Below are 17,333 nucleotides of genomic sequence, written 5' to 3' on the forward strand. Positions count from 1 at the left end.
CATGAGGCTGACGCGACGGATCAGATTGCAGCTGCTGTTGTTCGGTGTGGTCTCAGTGCTCGCCGGCGCGGTCATGAGCATCGGCTATATCGGTCTGCCCAGCCTGCTTTTCGGCATCGGACGCTATGAGGTGGTCGTGCAGCTACCGGCGACCGGCGGCCTCTACAAGAGCGGCAACGTGACCTACCGCGGGCAGGAGATCGGGCGGGTCGTCGATGTGCGAATGACCGACGGCGGAATCGAGGCCTTACTGTCGCTCGACTCGAAGGTCGCGGTGCCCTCGGATCTGACCGCGGAGGTGCACAGTAGGTCCGCGATCGGCGAGCAGTACGTCGACCTCATTCCGCGGCCCGGCGCTACCGACACAGCCACGTTGAGCAACGGTGATGTCATCCCCGTCGACCGGACGTCGGTGCCGCCCAGCATCAACGAACTGCTCGACGCCACGAACCGTGGCCTGCGGGCGATCCCAGGCGACAATCTGAAGGTCGCCATCGACGAAGGAGCGGCAGCCGTAGGTGGTCTCGGGCCTGAGCTGTCCCGGTTGGTCAAGGGCTCGACGAGGCTGTCCATCGACGCCGACAAGAATCTCGGCGAGCTCACCAACCTAATCGACTACGCCAAGCCCGTACTCGACACCCAAAGCGAGACATCGGATTCCATCGCTAGCTGGGCGGCCAACATCGCCGACATCACCCGTCAGGTCGAACAGCAGGACAGCGCCGTGCGAGGCATCTTCATGGACATGCCCTCGACGGCGGGTGAAGTCAAACAGCTCCTCGACCGGCTGCATCCGTCGTTGCCCATCATGCTCGCGAACCTGACTGGCGTCGCCGACCTCGCCGTCACCTATAACGCCAGCCTCGAACAGTTGCTTGTGCTATACCCCCATGCTGTCGCGATTTTGGGTAGCTCGCTGGTCCCCGACATGGGGTTGACCACTGCGTACAAGGGCCCATTCGTCACCTTCGACCTGAACCTCAACGTGCCGCCTCCATGCCTGACCGGCTACCTCCCGCCGAGCCAACAGCGTTCACCGGTCTTCGAGGACTATCCCGACCGGCCCGAAGGCGACCTGTATTGTCGTGTGCCGCAGGACTCTCCGTTCAACGTCCGCGGCGTCCGCAATACGCCGTGCGTCACCAAGCCGGGTAAGCGGGCCCCCACCGCCGCGATGTGCAAGAGCGACGAAGAATACGTGCCGCTCAACGACGGCTACAACTGGAAAGGCGACCCGAACGCGACACTGTCGGGGCTGGACGTTCCGCAATTGCGTCCGGGCCAGACCGCGCCGACCGGAGAGGCTGGCGCGGGACCGGCCGCAGAACTTGGAGAACACCCGCCGTCAATGGCTTTTGCCGAATTCGACCCCCTCACCGGCGCGTACGTGGGGCCGGACGGTCGCGTGTACACGCAATCCAACCTGGTCGCCCCGGCGACGGACCGGACCTGGCAGTCGATGCTGGTGCCGCCCGGGCCGTGACGGGGCTGAACGAAGTGATGAGGAGCATTGCCATGCATCGAGCCGACGAATTGTCCCTTGCCTGGGCTCTGGCGGACTCGGCGGCCGCGTTCGTGACCGCCGACAGGTTCGCCCTGGTATGCGTGAAGATCGGTGCCGGAGAACTCCAGAGCGCAATCGCCACCCTGCTCGATCATCATGCCCGCTTCGGCGCGGAACTGCCGGATCACCTGGCGCAGGCCGTGCAGGCATGGTTGCGTGGTTACCGCGGTACCGACGAGGAGCCGAAACTGGGTCGCCTCGCCGCACGCATCCGCGTAGCCGCGGGATCCGATCGGCCGGCTCCGCGAATGGTCGCACGGTGCAGTCCGGTAGTCCGCCGGGCGGGCGCGCACCGGGCCCGCTAGCGTCCGGCGAGCAACAACAACGTCCACGCCGCAACCGACTGGGCGTCGGTGATCTCTCCGGCACGGATCATCCGCTCCACCTCGGCGCGCGAGAACCACTCGCTGTGCATGTCCTGCTCTTCGTGCTCGCGTTCGTGTTCGCCTTCGGTGATCCCCGTCGCCAGAAACACCCAGCCGCGTTGGCTGCTCATGCCCGGGGCCACGTCGAGCCGGCCGAGCACCTCCATGTGGGACGCTCGCAGCCCCGTTTCCTGGCGGAGTTCGAGCGCGGCGAGTTCGGCGGGATCGAGGTCGTCACCGCCGGGCGCCGTACCTTGGGGAAATTCCCAGCGCCGCAGGCCCAGTGGATACCGGAACTGCTCAACGAGGTGGAAACGGTCGCCGTCGCATGCCATGACCAGCGCATACGACGGTTTGTCGATGACGGCGTAGATGCCGGGGCTGCCGTCCGGGTGGCGGATCGCGTCCTCGCGCATCGTCAACCAGTTGTTGCGGTACACCTCACGCGTCGCGATCGTCTGGATGGAAGTCACGCGCCCAGTATCCTCACGCACGTGTTGCTCACCTCGCTGAACCCCGCGGCCGTCGCCGCCGGCGCGGACATCGGCGATGCCGTCCGCATCGACGGAGCCGCGTTGAGCCGCAGCGATCTGGTGGGGGCGGCGACCTCGGTGGCCGAGCGGGTCGCCGGCGCGACCCGCGTCGCGGTGCTCGCCACGCCGACCGTGTCCACCGTCCTGGCGGTCACCGGCTGCCTGATCGCCGGGGTGCCCGTCGTCCCGGTGCCCGCCGATGTCGGCGCCGCCGAGCGCAGGCACATCCTGGCCGACTCCGGCGCGCAGGCGTGGCTGGGGGAGAAGCCCGCCGACGACGAGGGGCTGCAGCACGTGCCGGTGCGGGTGCACGCGCGGTCGTGGCACCGCTACGCCGAACCGCCCGCCGAGGCGCCCGCGCTGATCATCTACACCTCGGGCACCACCGGGCCGCCCAAGGGCGTGATCGTGAGCAGGCGCGCCGTGGCCGCCGACATCGACGCGCTCGCCGAGGCCTGGCACTGGACTGCTGATGACACGCTGGTGCACGGCCTGCCGCTGTATCACGTGCACGGGCTGGTGCTGGGGCTGCTGGGCTCGCTGCGGGTCGGTAGTCGATTCGTGCACACCGGGAAACCGACGCCGGAGGCCTACGCCGCCGCGGGTGGTTCGTTGTACTTCGGTGTGCCGACGGTGTGGTCGCGGGTGGCCTCCGACCGCGCCGCGGCGAGCGCGCTGGCGTCGGCGCGGCTGCTGGTGTCGGGTAGTGCGCCGCTGCCGGTTCCGGTGTTCGACAAGCTGGTCGCCGTCACCGGGCACCGCGCGATCGAACGGTACGGCGCCACGGAGTCGCTGATCACGGTGAGCACCCGGGTCGGCGGCGAGCGTCGCCCCGGCTGGGTCGGTCTGCCGTTGACAGGGATCGAGACCCGCCTTGTCGACGAGGACGGTGCGGAGGTTCCGCACGACGGCGAAACCATTGGGCGACTGCAGGTTCGGGGACCGACCCTGTTCGACGGCTACCTCAACCGGCCGGACGCCACCGCCGAGGCGTTCGACGCGGACGGTTGGTACCGAACCGGCGATGTCGCGGTGATCGACGCCGGCGGTATGCACCGCATCGTCGGCCGGGAATCCGTCGACCTGATCAAGACCGGTGGGTTTCGGGTCGGCGCGGCCGAGATCGAGACCGCGCTGCTCGGACATCCCGGCGTGCGCGAGGCCGCGGTTGTCGGAGTTCCCGACGACGACCTCGGTCAGCGCATCGTGGCGTTTGTCGTCGGCGACGCCGAACCTTCGGCGCTGATCGAGTTTGTGGCGCAGCAACTTTCGGTGCACAAGCGACCACGTGAGGTGCGGCTGGTTGACGCACTGCCGCGCAACGCCATGGGCAAGGTGCTGAAAAAGGAGCTGGTACAGTGACTTTGAAGTTCGACGAGATCTGCATCGACGCTCACGACGCCACCATGTTGGGCCGATGGTGGTCGGAGGTGCTCGGTTGGCCTCACGACGTCGACGCGGACGGCGACGTGGTGCTGCGCGCCCCCGCCGGCGCCGGGCCGAACTGGTTGTTTCTGGCGACGCCCGACGCCAAAGTGGTCAAGAACCGCATCCACTTCGACTTCCGGCCCGACGACCAACAGGCCGAGGTGCGGCGGGTGATCGGCCTGGGCGCCCGGCGCGTCGACATCGGCCAGGGCGATTCCAGCTGGGTCGTGCTGGCCGACCCGGAAGGCAACGAGTTCTGCATCCTGGCCGCCGAAGATTGACCCGCGCCTTTTCTCCGCGAGCGTGCGTGTCTGAGGGCGACACGCCGATCAAAACCCGGAGTTTACGCACGCTCGTCACCCTGGCAGCCGCGGTGGCGTTGTCACTGTGTGCGTGCGGGTCCGCGCCGTCACCGCCGCCGCAACCCACGGTTCCCGTCGAGCCGTTGCGTATCGGTGACGCGGCAACGGACACGGTGGGCGGCTGGCTGCCGGCGGGTGTGACGCTTTCCCCCTTCGACGTGTCCAATCCCATTGTGGGATGGTTGGATCCGGCGTTGCTCAAGGCGGTTCAGGACGCCGCGGATGCCGCCGCGGACGACGGTATCGACATGCGGATCACCTCAGGCTGGCGAACGACAGGCTTTCAGCAGCGGCTCTTCGACATGGGTGTACAGCAGCACGGCAGCGTCGAGGCCGCCAGCGAATTCGTCGCGCCCGTGGAGGTTTCGAAGCATGTCACCGGTGAGGCCGTGGACATCGCGCCCGTGGGGCCGATATGTGGTTGATCCGCAACGGCTCTCGGTTCGGGCTGTGTCAGGTATTCGCCAACGAGATATGGCACTTCGAACTCGCGGCGGTCGACGGCCGCTGTCCGCCGTTGAAGCCGAACGCGGCGAGCTAACGCCGCGAGCGTGCGCAAACTCGCGCATTTGCTCGGCGTGTCGCCCTCAGACACGCACGCTCGCGCAAAAGGGTGACCAACGCGTTTAGTTCTGGTGCAGGGCTTCGTTCAGCGTGATGCCGCTGCCGTCACGCTTGACCACCTCGACGGCGCCCGACAGTGAATTGCGCCGGAACAACAGGTTGTTGGCGCCCGACAGTTCACGCGCCTTGACGGTCTGGCCGTCGCCGGTCTGCACCTTGGTGCCCGCGGTGACATACAGTCCCGCCTCGACCACGCAGTCGTCGCCCAACGAAATACCAAGGCCCGCATTGGCGCCGAGCAGACACCGCTCGCCCACCGAGATCACCTCGGTGCCGCCGCCGGACAGCGTGCCCATGATCGACGCGCCACCGCCGACGTCGGAGCCGTCGCCGACCACCACGCCCGCCGAGATCCGGCCCTCCACCATCGAGTTGCCCAGCGTGCCCGCGTTGAAGTTGACGAAGCCCTCGTGCATGACCGTGGTGCCCGACGCGAGATGGGCGCCCAGCCGCACCCGGTCGGCGTCGGCCACCCGCACCCCCGACGGCAACACGTAGTCGACCATCCGCGGGAACTTGTCGACGCCGTAGACGGTCACCGGGCCGCGCCGGCGCAACCGGGCCCGTACGGTCTCGAACCCCTCGACCGCGCACGGGCCGTGGTTGGTCCACACCACGTTGGTCAACAGGCCGAAGAAGCCGCCCGCGTTGAGGCCGTGCGGGGCCACCAGCCGATGGGACAGCAGGTGCAGCCGCAGGTACACGTCATACGCATCGGTCGCGTCGTCGTCCAGCGACGCGATGACGGTGCGCACGGCGACCATCTCGACGCCGCGGTCGTCGTCGCGGCCGGTGAGCACACCCAGTTCCTCGGGGACCTCGGCCGCCGAGAGCCGGGTGGTGCCGGACGGGCCGTTCCCGCTGAGTTCAGGGGACGGGAACCAGGTGTCGAGGACGGATCCGTCGGCGGCGATGGTCGCAAGGCCGACGCCAGAAGCAGCAGTCACGTTCGTAGAGGCTACGTTCTCCGGCGAGCAGACGTGAACACCCCCCGAAACGGCGGAAAATGGGGGTCCACGCGTCTGCTCGCCGGGGGGCCGCCGACGTGACCGACTAGCCTCAACCAACGTGGGCCTGGACTTGCACGCCGATCCGATCGCGCTGACCGCGGCACTGGTGGACATTCCCAGCGAATCGCGCGACGAGCAGCGCATCGCCGACGAAATCGAGACCGCGTTGCGCGAGCAGACCAGCGGCTTCGAGATCATCCGCAGCGGCAACGCGGTGCTGGCGCGCACACACCACGGCATGCCGTCGCGCGTGCTGCTGGCCGGCCACACCGACACCGTGCCCATCGCCGGCAACCTGCCCAGCCGGCTCGAGGGCCCGTATCTCTACGGGTGCGGCACCTCCGACATGAAATCGGGGGACGCGGTCTTTCTGCATCTGGCCGCGACGGTCGCCGCGCCGCGACACGACATCACGCTGGTGATGTATGACTGCGAGGAAATCGAAGCGAGCGCAAACGGATTGGGCCGTATCGAACGCGAACTGCCCGACTGGCTGGCCGCCGACGTCGCCATCCTCGGCGAACCGTCGGGCGGATACATCGAGGCCGGCTGCCAGGGCACGCTACGCGTGATCGTCACCGCGTCGGGAACCCGCGCGCATTCCGCACGATCCTGGCTGGGCGACAACGCGATTCACAAACTCGGTGACGTACTGGCGCGACTCAAGGACTATCAGGCCCGCAGCGTCGACATCGACGGCTGCGTCTACCGCGAAGGGCTGTCGGCGGTCGGCATCGACGGCGGCATCGCGGGCAACGTCATTCCCGACGCCGCGTCGGTGACGATCAACTTCCGTTTCGCGCCCGACCGCACCCCCGACCAGGCCCTGCGGCACGTGCACGAGGTGCTCGACGGCCTCGACGTGCGCATCGAGCTGACCGACTCCGCGCCGGGCGCGCTGCCCGGCCTGACCAAGCCGGCCGCCGCGGCACTGGCGGCCGCTGCCGGCGGCCGGGTGCGGGCCAAATACGGGTGGACCGACGTCGCGCGGTTCGCCGCGCTGGGCATCCCGGCGGTCAACTACGGACCCGGCGACCCGAACCTGGCGCACCGCGCCGACGAGCGGGTGGAGACCGCGGCCATCACGGCCGCCACCGACACGCTGCGGCGGTATTTAACCGCTTGACCGCACCCCTACGCTGAAAGCATGCGGTGAGACGACGACCCCGGTGTTCAGTCGTTCTGTCATGAGAGCTCACCCCCATGTCTTCCATCGTCTTTTCCGACGTGTCGTTCGCCTGGCCGGACGACGACACGCCGCTGTTTCATGACCTTTCGGTGACCGTCGGCCCCGGCCGCACGGGCCTCGTCGCGCCCAACGGTGCCGGCAAGAGCACGCTGCTCAAGCTCGTCACCGGCGAGTACCAGCCCACCACCGGATCGGTCACTGTCGACGGCACGATCGGCTACCTGCCGCAGACGCTGCCGTTCGTCGCGGAGCGCACCGTCGCCGAAGTGCTCGGCGTCGCGCCGATCATCGCCGCGCTGAACGCCCTGGCCGACGGCGACGCCGGCGACGACGTGTTCGCCGCGATCGGCGACGACTGGGACGTGGAGGAGCGCACCCAAGCCCAACTCGACCGGTTGGGGCTGGGCCACATCGAGCTGGGCCGCGCGCTCGGTTCGTTGTCCGGCGGCGAGGTGGTCTCCCTCGGGCTGGCCGCTCAGCTGCTCAAGCGCCCCGACGTGCTGCTGCTCGACGAGCCCACCAACAACCTCGACGTCGACGCGCGCCGCCGACTCTACGACGCCCTCGACGACTTCACCGGATGCCTGCTGCTGGTCAGTCACGACCGCACGCTGCTGGACCGGATGGAGCGCATCGCCGAGCTGCACCGCGGCAAAATCCTGTTGTACGGCGGCAATTTCACGATGTACACCCACGCCGTGCAGGAGGCGCAGCGGGTCGCCGAGAACGCCGTGCGCAGCGCCGAACAACAGCTCGAACGCGAGAAGCGCGACATGCAGCTGGCCCGAGAACGTGCCGCGCGAAAGGCCTCGACCGCGGCGCGCAACGTCAAGAATGCCGGGCTGCCCAGAATCGTCGCGGGCGCGATGAAGCGGCGGGCCCAGGAGTCGGCGGGCAAGGCTGACGACGTGCACTCCGCCCGGGTCGGCGACGCCAAGGCGCGGCTCGACGACGCCGAGCGCAGGCTGCGCGACGACCACGCCCTCGTGCTCGACCTGCCGCAGACCGACGTGCCCGCCGGCCGCAACTTGCTGACGCTCGACGGCGTGACCGCGCGTCGCGGCGGGCGCACCCTGTTCACCAGCGTCGACCTGAGCATCCGCGGGCCCGAACGGATCGCGCTCACCGGACCCAACGGCGCAGGCAAATCCACCCTGCTGCGGATCATCGACGGCACCGCGGCCCCCGACGCCGGCACCGTTGGGCGCGCTGACGGCCGGGTGGCCTACCTGTCCCAGCGGCTGGACCTGCTGAATCCGCAACGCTCGGTCGGCGAAAGCCTCGCCTTCTGTGCGCCCGGCCTCTCGCAGACCCGGCGCAGGCATGTGCTCGCACAGTTCCTGTTCCGCGGCGACCGGATCCACCTGCCGATCGGGGCGCTGTCGGGTGGTGAGCGGCTGCGCGCCACGCTGGCCTGCGTGCTTTACAGCGAACCCGCACCGCACCTGCTGCTGCTCGACGAGCCCACCAACAACCTCGATCTGGTCAGCGTCGGGCAACTGTCCTCGGCGCTGAACGCCTACCGCGGCGCGTTCGTCGTCGTCAGCCACGACGAACGATTCCTCGACGAGATCGGGGTGCAACGGCGGCTGCGGCTGCCGGCCTGAACCGTGCTGACCGGCGCGGAGTTCAGCGGGTCGCCAGCAACCACGGACACGGTAGGTTTGACGACCATGGGGATCATGCCCGACGTCAGCCCCTACGGGTCGCAGACGGTGACGGGCCCCGGCTGGCCGAACGTCGACGAAGAGGTGCTGGCGTCGGCCGCGGCGGCCTATGAAGCGCTGGCGGCGAAGTTGACCGGCACCGTGGTGCCCCGGCAGCAGGGCCAGCTCATGCAGCTGTCCGACAGCTGGGAGGGCGCCGGGTCGCTGGCCGCGGCGGGGGAGGCCAGCGCGATCATCGGCGGTCATGAGGCAAATGCCGCGCAGGCCGCCGCGATCGCGGCCAAACTGCGGGCGATGGAGGCCACCGTCATCAAGACCAAGATGCTGGCCAACACGATCGCCCAAGAGGTGCAGCACGAGTGCGAGGCGATCGCGGCGATGCCGTTCGGCAACGCCCAGCAGCTGGTGCAGAGCCGGATCAAGCTGGGGCTGTCGCAGAACATCGCCAACGTGACGACGAATACCACCGAGTTGGCCAACACGCTCGGGGTGCCGCCCAGCATCCCCTTCGTCGGCGCCCCGGTACCCGGCGGCAAGGAAGCCCAGGACAGCGGGGAAGAGGCCGCCGAACAGGCCGGCCAAGGACCGCAGCAGGCGATGCAGATGGCCGGCCAGATGGGATCGATGGCGGCCCAACTGCCCATGCAGATCGGTCAGTCGCTGATGGCGGTGCCGCAGCAGATGGGCCAGCAGCTCTCGCAGCCGTTGCAGCAGCTCACGTCGCTGTTCGGTCAGGGCGGCAAGGCCGACGCGCTTGGCGCGGCAGGGCTGCCGTTCTCGTCGTTCTCCAACCATCCGCTGGCCGGCGGCTCCGGTGCCGGCGGCGGCTCCGGCATGGTGCGGGCGGCCGGGTTGCCGGGCTCCGGCGGCGTGCCGTTGCAGACCCCGCAGATGGCGAACCTGGTCGGCAGCAAGCCGGTGAGCACCGCGCCCGCGGAAGGAGCCGCGGCCGGGTCCGCGGTGGCGGGCGGTGTCGCCCCGATGGCGGCGGGGGCGGGCGGCATGGGCGGCATGGCGCCGATGATGGGTCAGCGCGCACCGAGCGGGGGCACCACGACGGGATTGTCGGTGCCCGCGCCGCTGGAACACGACCTCGACGAAGACGACGTCGACGACGACTGGTGAGGGCAGGGGAGATTCGCGATGTCTAGTCCGCTGAGAAAGCCCGACGGCATCAGTTGGGCCGCGGCGGCGGTCGAATTGCCGCAGATACCAACGGTTCCCGCGGGGCAGGACGCGATGAGCTCGACCATCTCGGCGGTGCTGCCCACGCTGAGCGCCTCGCTGGCCGCCAACGTGGCGGCGCTGTCGGCCAAGGAGAACACGTTCTCCGCCAAGGTCGGGGCGGCGCAGGCGGCGTATACGAACTCCGATGAGGCCGGCTCGCAGTCGGTGGGCCAGGTCGTCGGGATGCTCGGCCAGCTCGGCCAACAGGCCGGTCAGATGGGGCAGTCGGCGGGCGCGCCCGCCCAGGCGCTCGGCGGGCAGACCGGCATGTTCGGCTCGCTGATGCAGCAGGCGATGCAGGCGGGCCAGGGCTCAGGAACGCAGACGACGGCCGGTTCGGGTGCCGTCGGTGCGACGGGCGCCGCCGCACCGCACCCGGGGACAGGTGCCCCGCCGCCACCGCGCGACGAGGACGACGAGGTCGCCGCGCCCGACGAGAGCCGAGCGGGCTCGGGTCCTGCACCGGTGACACCGCCGGATGTCGTGGATTCCGGCGACGACGGCATCGCGCGTCGGCTGTAACCGCTCGGCGCGGAATTCAGTCGGTCAGGCGTTCCGCACCCGCGTGATCACCCTGCTCGTACAGCTGGGCCGACGCCCGGAGTAGTTCGGCGATGGTGGTGCCCGCGGCCGCGGCGGCCCGCAGGCTGTCGTGGCGGGCGTCGAGCACACCGGACAGCGCGGTGCTCACCGCCGAGCCGATCGTGCCGTGGATGGCCTGCACACCGGCCGCCTCCGACGGGCCCGCGTTCATCAACTGCGACAACCCGGCCACGACCCGGTCGTGCACCTCGGCGTAGGACCGCACACCGTCGGGGTGTACGTGCAGGTTGTCGCTCATCGAATACCTCCGTCGCCTTGCAGTCTAGGGCCGCGACGGAACGGTCCCCCACACCAATTCAGCGCTGGGCCCTGCTCTGCGCCGATGCGTCCGCGGCCGCGCGGGCCATTCCGATCGCGGCGTACCGCTGCGACACCTCGGCCAGCGCCGCCGAGTCATGGCCGGCCAACGCGCGCGCGTGCGCCAACACCAACTGTCCTGCCGGGCAATCGCATTCGGCGCTGACACGAACGACGGCGTCGACGGCGCGGATGTCGGCGAGCCGTACCGCGTCGAGCAGCGCCCGCAGCGCCACCGCTGACTGTCCGCCACGTTCGGCGCTGCGCACCGCATCGCGCGCGGCGGCCACCGCGCCGTGCTGGTCGCGGCGCGCCGACATCGTCCAGGCCCGCGCCAGCGCGAGTTCGGGGGCGAACAGCATGGACTTCAACCCGTGCCGGGATTCCGCGCGCGCCAACGCCTTTCCCGCTTCGATCGTCGCGCCGAGCTGGCCGAGCGCCTGGGCGAGCAGCATCCACGCCAGCGGTCCCCACGAGTATCCGGTCGGTGCAAGCGCGGCGGCCGCCGGCCGCAACAGCCGCACCGCCTCCTCCAGGTCGCCCTTGGCGATCAGCACGTCGGCGACCAACACCTCGCCGATCGCGCGGCCCGGCTGCTGCAGCTGCGCGAAATCGGCGAGCTGTTGCCCCAGCGCCCGCGCCTCATCCAGCGCACCGCTGAGCACCAGCGCGGTGGTCTGACCGAACCCGCTGGTGAACCGCAGCAGCCCCGGATGCCCGGCGGCGATCGCGCGCTCGGCCAGGGCGTCGACCTCGCCGAAGCGTCCCATCCGCGCCGCGCTCAACGCGCCGGCGGCCGCCGCCCAGCCGATCGCGGTGTCGTCGGCGGCCGGTGCGGACAGCACGTCGTCGGCGATCTGCTTGGCGCGAGCGGGACTGCCCGCGTTCATCGCGAACGTCGCCGACAACGCATCCAGCGTGGTCCTGGCCGTCGGCGAGCTCACCCGGTTCCGCGTCGCCTGCAGGAACGCGGTGGCCCGCTCGGGTTCGGACAGCATCCAGAACTGGTTGGCCGCGCGCGGCAACGCCCACGCCATCAATTCGGTCTCCGACAACGTCGACGGATCCACCGCGCCGAGCACCGCGTCGGCGTCGCGGCCCCTGCCCTGCCACGCCAGCGCGTAGCCCAGCGTCAGCCGGGTGCGCAGATCGGGCGCACGCGCCAGCGCGACCCGGCCGAGCCGTTCGGCCAACCCCAGATCGCCGAGCCGCAGCGCCTCCTCGGCCGCGGCGACGATGTCGGCGGGCGGCTGCGGGCTGTCGCAATCCAGCGCCAACACCGCGCGCCGCAACCGCTCGACCACACCGTCGTCGGCCGCGGCGACCAGCCGGTCGAACACCTCGGTGCGCAACCGGCGCAGCTCGGGCCCGCCCAAGGCGTCACGCACCGCGTCGACGAACAGCGGATGAGCCGGCCGCACCAGCTGCCCGTCCACCACGACCGCGCCGCAGGACCGCGCCTCGGACAGGGCATCGGGGCCGAGCAGGTCGGTGACCGAGGCCAACGGCAGCGGGTCGTCCACGGCCAACAGCTGCAGCGCCCGCCGCCCCGACTCCGGAAGCGAACCCACGAAGTCGTCGACCACGGTGGCCAGCCGGCTGTCGTCGTGCCCGGGTGGCTGCATGACGACACGCTCGAGCAGCCCGTCAACCCATAGCGTCGAGATCTGTTCGGCGACAACACCGTTCGGTGCGATCGTCAGGATCAACGCGGCGGTGCCGCTGACCGCCAACTGGTAGATCAGCGCCGCCGACAGCCGGTCCAGCAGATGCGCGTCGTCGACCACCAACAACCGCCCGTCGCCGAGGGTTTCGCGGGCCGTGCGCAGAACCTCCGCGGTCTTGCCGGCGCTGGGGATGTCGATCAGGTGGCTGACCGCGGCGAACGGCACCGCGGCCATCGGCGTCGTCGCGGTGACCCAGTCGACCCGGCCGAACCGTGAGCCGAACCGGTCGACGGCGGCGCGGGCCAGCGTCGTCTTGCCCACCCCCGCCGGGCCGATCAACACCGCCCCTGCGCGCTCGGAAACGCCGGTGGAGATGGCGTCCAGTATCGGTTCGGGCGCCGCGGTGACCCACTCAACTGGCACGGCCGGATCATATGGTCAGCTTGTCTTCGTGTCCGCAGAACCCTTCCGCGAATGGGCGGTATGTGTCTACTGCGCGTCCGGGCCGACGCACCCAGAACTGCTCGACCTGGCCACGCGCGTCGGCGAGGCGATCGCCATGCGCGGCTGGACCCTGGTGTCCGGCGGCGGAAACATCTCGGCGATGGGCGCGCTGGCCAACGCGGCCAGGGCGCGCGGCGGCTGCACCGTCGGTGTCATCCCCAAAGCGCTGGTGCACCGGGAGATGGCCGACGTCGAGGCCGACGAGCTCATCGTCACCGACACCATGCGGCAGCGAAAACAGGTCATGGAGGCGCGCGCCGACGCGTTTCTCGCGCTGCCCGGCGGCATCGGCACGCTCGAGGAGTTCTTCGAGGCCTGGACAGCGGGCTATTTGGGTATGCATGAAAAACCCGTGGTGATGCTGGATCCCGGCGGGCACTACGACGGCTTGATCACGTGGCTGTACAGCCTGGTCGACAAGGGTTACGTCGCCCAGCAGGCCATGGATCGCCTGGTGCTCGTCGACGACATCGAGGTGGCGCTGGAGGTCTGCGCACCCCGCGGGTGAAAGTTGGCGTCGGTAGCTAGGGTGATGCGCCATGAGGCATCTGAAGGGGAGCCGAGCATGACTGACGACACGTCGGGAACCCGCACCAGCGTCGGGCTGCTCGACATCGCCAGAGGGTTGCCGGGCCTGCTGCTGGACGCGCCGATCATCCTTCGCGGCGTGATCACCGGGTTCGGGGCCCGGCCGACGGCCAAGACGTCCATCGGCAAGGTGTTCCAGGAACGCGCGGAGAAGTACGGCGACAAGGTGTTCATCAAGTTCGCCGACGAGCAGATCACCTACCGCCAGGCCAACGAGACCGCCAACCGCTACGCCGCGGTGCTGGCCGCGCGGGGGGTCGGGCACGGCGACGTCGTCGCAATCATGTTGCGCAACTCGCCGGAGACGGTGCTGCTGATGCTGGCCGCCGTCAAGTGCGGCGCCATCGCCGGGATGGTGAACTACAACCAGCGCGGCGACGTGCTCAAGCACAGCTTCGAATTGCTGGGCGCCAAGGCCGTCGTCGCCGCCACCGACTTCGTCGACCCCATCACCGAAAGCGGCGCGGACACCAGCGGTCTGATGACCGACGACGAGCTCCAGCGCCTCGCGGCCACCGCGCCCACGGCCAACCCGCCGGCGACCGCGGCCGTGCTCGCCAAGGACAAGGCGTTCTACATCTTCACCTCGGGCACCACCGGCATGCCCAAGGCCAGCGTGATGACCCACTACCGGTGGCTGCGGGCCCTGGCCGGGTTCGGGGCGCTGGGCATGCGGCTCAAGAGCCGCGACACCCTGTACTGCTGCCTGCCGCTGTATCACAACAACGCGTTGACCGTGGCGCTGTCCTCGGTGCTCAACTCGGGCGCGACGCTGGCGCTGGGCCGCTCGTTCTCCGCGTCGAGGTTCTGGGACGAGGTGATCCGCTACGACGCCACCGCGTTCGTCTACATCGGCGAGATCTGCACCTACCTGCTCAACCAGCCGCCCAAGCCCGCCGACCGCCAGCACAAGGTCCGGGTGATCTGCGGCAACGGGCTGCGCCCGGCGATCTGGGATCAGCTCACCGCGCGGTTCGGCATCGAGCGCATCTGCGAGTTCTACGCGGCCAGCGAGGGCAACACGGCGTTCGTCAACGTGTTCGACATCGACAAGACCACCGGGATCTGCCCATCGCCGGTGGCGTTCGTCGAATACGACCCCGACACCGGCGAACCCGTGCGCGGCGCCGACGGCCGGGTGCGCAAGGTACGCAAGGGCGAGCCGGGCCTGCTGCTGTCCAAGGTCAGCAGCTTCCAGCCGTTCGACGGCTACACCGATCCGAAGGCCAGCGAAACGAAGTTGGTGCGCAACGCTTTTCGGGATGGTGACGTCTGGTTCAACACCGGCGACCTGATGCGTTCGCAGGGTTTGGGTCACGCGGCGTTCATCGACCGGCTCGGCGACACGTTCCGGTGGAAGGGGGAGAACGTGGCCACCACCGAGGTGGAGGCGGCGATCTCCACCGACCCGCAGGTCGAGGAAGCCACCGTGTTCGGCGTCGAGGTGCCGGGCACCGGCGGGCGCGCGGGCATGGCCGCGATCCAGCTCAAGAAGGGCGAGAAGTTCGACGGGATGTCGCTGGCCAAAGCGGCTTACGACAAGCTGCCGACCTACGCGGTGCCGTTGTTCGTGCGGGTGGTCGAAGAACTCGCCTACACCTCGACGTTCAAAACCCAGAAGGTCGACCTGCGCAAGCAAGGCTACGGGGCGGACGTCGAGGACGCGATCTACGTGCTGGCCGGGCGCGACGAGGGCTACGTGGAGTTCTACGACGACTACCCCGACCACGTGAAGGCCGGCAAGCGACCCAAGTGATGGTGATTTCGGCGTAGTTCGTCACGGTGGGCGTGACGAAACGCGCCGAAACCGCACGACCGTAGCCTGGAAGCGTGCAGTCGACTTTTCTGGGCCGTCCGGTGGCGGGTGATCGAGCGTTGATCATGGCGATCGTCAACCGCACACCCGACTCGTTCTACGACCGCGGTGCCACCTTCTCCGACGAGAACGCCAAGGCTGCCGTGCACGCGGTGATCGAAGACGGCGCAGACGTCGTCGACGTGGGCGGCGTCAAAGCCGGTCCGGGCGATGCGGTCGACGTCGACGAGGAGATCGCGCGGGTCGTGCCGTTCATCGAATGGGTGCGCAGCGCCTACCCCGACCAGCTGATCAGCGTCGACACCTGGCGCGCGACGGTGGCCAAGCAGGCCTGCGCGGCCGGCGCCGACCTGATCAACGACACCTGGGCCGGGCACGACCCCGCGCTGCCCGAGGTGGCCGCCGAGTTCGGGGCCGGGCTGGTCTGCTCGCACACCGGCGGCGCGGTGCCGCGGACCCGGCCGTTCCGCGTCAGCTACGGCACGACCGAGCGTGGCGTCGTCGACGACGTCATCGCCGAGGTGACGGCGGCCGCCGAACACGCGGTGAGCCTCGGCGTGGCGCGCGACGCCGTGTTGATCGACCCGACCCACGATTTCGGCAAGAACACTTACCACGGCCTTAGTTTGTTGCGCCACGTAAAAGACCTTGTAAACACTGGATGGCCAGTGCTGATGGCGCTGAGCAACAAGGATTTCGTCGGGGAAACTCTGGGTGTGGGTTTGACCGAGCGCCTGGAGGGCACGCTTGCTGCGACGGCACTTGCCGCCGCGGAAGGCGCAGCCATGTTCCGAGTGCATGAGGTGGGGCCCACACGGCGCGTGCTCGAAATGGTCGCGTCGATTCAGGGCGCGCGTCCACCGGCGCGCACGGTGAGGGGACTGGCATGACCCGTATACGAGCGCGAGGAGGCGAACAATGACAGTGCTTTCGCAGCTGACACCGGACACGGCAGGCACTGACGTCACCGCGCGGTGGCTGGCCGAACGAAGCTGGAACCGGCCGTCGTGGACGATCGCCGACCTCGAGGCCGCGAAGGGCACCCGCACCGTGTCCGTGGTGCTGCCCGCGCTCAACGAAGAGGAGACCGTCGGCGCCGTCGTCGAGACCATCGCGCCGCTGCTCGGTGGTCTGGTCGACGAGCTGATCGTGCTGGATTCCGGCTCGACCGACGACACCGAGATCCGCGCGGTCGCCGCGGGCGCGCGGGTGATCACCCGCGAAGCCGCGCTGCCCGAGGTCGAGCCGCAGGCCGGGAAGGGTGAGGTGTTGTGGCGCTCGCTGGCCGCCACCACCGGCGACATCGTGGTGTTCGTCGACTCCGACCTGATCGACCCCGACCCGATGTTCGTGCCCAAGCTGCTCGGTCCGCTGCTGACCACCGACGGCGTGCATCTGGTCAAGGGCTTCTACCGGCGACCGCTGAAGGTCAGCGGCAGCGAGGACGCCAACGGCGGAGGCCGCGTCACCGAACTGGTGGCCCGGCCGCTGCTGGCCGCGCTGCGCCCCGAGCTCAGCTGCCTGTGCCAGCCGCTGGGCGGCGAGTACGCCGCCACCCGTGAGCTGCTGATGTCGGTGCCGTTCGCGCCCGGCTACGGCGTGGAGATCGGCCTGCTCATCGACACCTACGACCGCCTCGGGCTCGACGCCATCGCCCAGGTGAACCTCGGGGTGCGCAGCCACCGCAACCGGCCACTGACCGAACTGGCCTCGATGAGCCGCCAGGTCATCGCCACGCTGCTGTCCCGCTGCGGGGTGCCCGACTCCGGGGTGGGGCTGACGCAGTTCTTCGCCGACGGCGACGACTACACCTCGCGGACGTCGACCGTGTTCTTGGACGACAGGCCGCCGATGATCACGTTGCGCCCGTACGGCTGATTGTCGGGGTG

Annotated in this window: 16 protein-coding genes and 1 pseudogene; 13 read left to right on the forward strand and 4 right to left on the reverse strand. The window is 69.4% G+C overall.

Going from position 1 to position 17,333, the window contains the following annotated elements; translation table 11 throughout:
• Position 1: 1 nt before the first annotated feature.
• On the forward strand, positions 2 to 1,483 hold the full coding sequence (locus G6N28_RS17930) for an MCE family protein (protein WP_163902575.1): 1,482 nt from the start codon (positions 2 to 4) through the stop codon (positions 1,481 to 1,483).
• A gap of 32 nt (positions 1,484 to 1,515) precedes the next feature.
• Complete coding sequence (locus tag G6N28_RS17935; protein WP_163902577.1) at positions 1,516 to 1,869, forward strand: hypothetical protein; 354 nt, start codon at positions 1,516 to 1,518, stop codon at positions 1,867 to 1,869.
• Here the strand turns inward: G6N28_RS17935 and G6N28_RS17940 are convergent.
• The gene (locus G6N28_RS17940; RefSeq protein ID WP_276001373.1) at positions 1,866 to 2,345 is read right to left on the reverse strand and encodes an NUDIX domain-containing protein; all 480 of its coding nucleotides are present in this window, start codon (positions 2,343 to 2,345) and stop codon (positions 1,866 to 1,868) included. The genes G6N28_RS17935 and G6N28_RS17940 overlap by 4 nt on opposite strands.
• A gap of 78 nt (positions 2,346 to 2,423) precedes the next feature.
• On the opposite strand from G6N28_RS17940, the gene G6N28_RS17945 reads away from it, so the two are divergent.
• The 3 genes and pseudogenes from G6N28_RS17945 (at position 2,424) to G6N28_RS17955 (ending at position 4,793) form a co-directional block, all read left to right on the forward strand.
• A complete protein-coding gene (locus G6N28_RS17945; RefSeq protein WP_163902582.1) occupies positions 2,424 to 3,824 on the forward strand; it encodes an acyl-CoA synthetase in 1,401 nt (466 codons plus the stop codon).
• Complete coding sequence (locus tag G6N28_RS17950; RefSeq protein ID WP_163902584.1) at positions 3,821 to 4,171, forward strand: VOC family protein; 351 nt, start codon at positions 3,821 to 3,823, stop codon at positions 4,169 to 4,171. Before G6N28_RS17945 ends, G6N28_RS17950 begins: the two co-directional genes overlap by 4 nt.
• An 80-nt stretch (positions 4,172 to 4,251) precedes the next feature.
• A pseudogene (locus G6N28_RS17955) lies at positions 4,252 to 4,793 on the forward strand (M15 family metallopeptidase).
• Between the two features lie 85 nt (positions 4,794 to 4,878).
• Here G6N28_RS17955 and dapD read toward each other — a convergent pair.
• A complete protein-coding gene (gene dapD / locus G6N28_RS17960) occupies positions 4,879 to 5,823 on the reverse strand; it encodes a 2,3,4,5-tetrahydropyridine-2,6-dicarboxylate N-succinyltransferase (protein ID WP_163902586.1) in 945 nt (314 codons plus the stop codon).
• Positions 5,824 to 5,944: 121 nt separating this feature from the next.
• Here dapD and dapE point away from each other — a divergent pair, with 121 nt between their 5' ends.
• From dapE to G6N28_RS17980, 4 genes are all read left to right on the forward strand, one after another.
• Complete coding sequence (gene dapE / locus G6N28_RS17965; RefSeq protein WP_163902588.1) at positions 5,945 to 7,012, forward strand: succinyl-diaminopimelate desuccinylase; 1,068 nt, start codon at positions 5,945 to 5,947, stop codon at positions 7,010 to 7,012.
• 77 nt (positions 7,013 to 7,089) lie between these two features.
• Positions 7,090 to 8,682: an ABC-F family ATP-binding cassette domain-containing protein gene (locus tag G6N28_RS17970; RefSeq protein ID WP_163902590.1), complete on the forward strand. Its 1,593-nt coding sequence runs from the start codon at positions 7,090 to 7,092 to the stop codon at positions 8,680 to 8,682.
• Positions 8,683 to 8,748: 66 nt separating this feature from the next.
• Positions 8,749 to 9,867 (forward strand): hypothetical protein, encoded by a 1,119-nt coding sequence (locus G6N28_RS17975; RefSeq protein ID WP_163902593.1) that lies wholly within the window; start codon positions 8,749 to 8,751, stop codon positions 9,865 to 9,867.
• An 18-nt stretch (positions 9,868 to 9,885) separates the two neighbouring features.
• Positions 9,886 to 10,491 carry a hypothetical protein gene (locus G6N28_RS17980; protein ID WP_163902595.1) on the forward strand — a complete coding sequence of 202 codons (606 nt, stop codon included), beginning with the start codon at positions 9,886 to 9,888 and terminating at the stop codon, positions 10,489 to 10,491.
• Positions 10,492 to 10,507: 16 nt separating this feature from the next.
• Here the strand turns inward: G6N28_RS17980 and G6N28_RS17985 are convergent, their stop codons facing one another.
• Positions 10,508 to 10,810, reverse strand: coding sequence for an ESX-1 secretion-associated protein (locus G6N28_RS17985; protein WP_163902597.1), 303 nt, complete (start codon positions 10,808 to 10,810; stop codon positions 10,508 to 10,510).
• 58 nt (positions 10,811 to 10,868) lie between these two features.
• Positions 10,869 to 12,959, reverse strand: coding sequence for an ATP-binding protein (locus G6N28_RS17990; RefSeq protein ID WP_163902599.1), 2,091 nt, complete (start codon positions 12,957 to 12,959; stop codon positions 10,869 to 10,871).
• A 28-nt stretch (positions 12,960 to 12,987) separates the two neighbouring features.
• On the opposite strand from G6N28_RS17990, the gene G6N28_RS17995 reads away from it, so the two are divergent.
• From G6N28_RS17995 to G6N28_RS18010, 4 genes are all read left to right on the forward strand, one after another.
• Entirely contained in the window at positions 12,988 to 13,548 is a 561-nt protein-coding gene (locus tag G6N28_RS17995; protein WP_163902601.1) for a cytokinin riboside 5'-monophosphate phosphoribohydrolase, read from the forward strand.
• 57 nt (positions 13,549 to 13,605) lie between these two features.
• On the forward strand, positions 13,606 to 15,384 hold the full coding sequence (fadD6, locus tag G6N28_RS18000; RefSeq protein ID WP_163902603.1) for a long-chain-acyl-CoA synthetase FadD6: 1,779 nt from the start codon (positions 13,606 to 13,608) through the stop codon (positions 15,382 to 15,384).
• Between the two features lie 74 nt (positions 15,385 to 15,458).
• Positions 15,459 to 16,334: a dihydropteroate synthase gene (gene folP, locus G6N28_RS18005; protein ID WP_163902605.1), complete on the forward strand. Its 876-nt coding sequence runs from the start codon at positions 15,459 to 15,461 to the stop codon at positions 16,332 to 16,334.
• A 28-nt stretch (positions 16,335 to 16,362) separates the two neighbouring features.
• Entirely contained in the window at positions 16,363 to 17,322 is a 960-nt protein-coding gene (locus G6N28_RS18010) for a glucosyl-3-phosphoglycerate synthase (protein ID WP_163902607.1), read from the forward strand.
• Positions 17,323 to 17,333: the final 11 nt, after the last annotated feature.

The sequence above is a fragment of the Mycolicibacterium pulveris genome (genome assembly GCF_010725725.1).
Taxonomy (GTDB): domain Bacteria; phylum Actinomycetota; class Actinomycetes; order Mycobacteriales; family Mycobacteriaceae; genus Mycobacterium; species Mycobacterium pulveris.

Bases quoted from the DNA above. Each gene is read 5' to 3' on its own strand.
- G6N28_RS17930 (WP_163902575.1), top strand. From the start codon at position 2: ATGAGGCTGACGCGACGGATCAGATTGCAGCTGCTGTTGTTCGGTGTG.
- G6N28_RS17935 (WP_163902577.1), top strand. From the start codon at position 1,516: ATGCATCGAGCCGACGAATTGTCCCTTGCCTGGGCTCTGGCGGACTCG.
- G6N28_RS17940 (WP_276001373.1), bottom strand. From the start codon at position 2,345: ATGCGCGAGGACGCGATCCGCCACCCGGACGGCAGCCCCGGCATCTAC.
- G6N28_RS17970 (WP_163902590.1), top strand. From the start codon at position 7,090: ATGTCTTCCATCGTCTTTTCCGACGTGTCGTTCGCCTGGCCGGACGAC.
- G6N28_RS17975 (WP_163902593.1), top strand. From the start codon at position 8,749: ATGGGGATCATGCCCGACGTCAGCCCCTACGGGTCGCAGACGGTGACG.
- G6N28_RS17980 (WP_163902595.1), top strand. From the start codon at position 9,886: ATGTCTAGTCCGCTGAGAAAGCCCGACGGCATCAGTTGGGCCGCGGCG.
- G6N28_RS17985 (WP_163902597.1), bottom strand. From the start codon at position 10,810: ATGAGCGACAACCTGCACGTACACCCCGACGGTGTGCGGTCCTACGCC.
- fadD6 (WP_163902603.1), top strand. From the start codon at position 13,606: ATGACTGACGACACGTCGGGAACCCGCACCAGCGTCGGGCTGCTCGAC.
- G6N28_RS18010 (WP_163902607.1), top strand. From the start codon at position 16,363: ATGACAGTGCTTTCGCAGCTGACACCGGACACGGCAGGCACTGACGTC.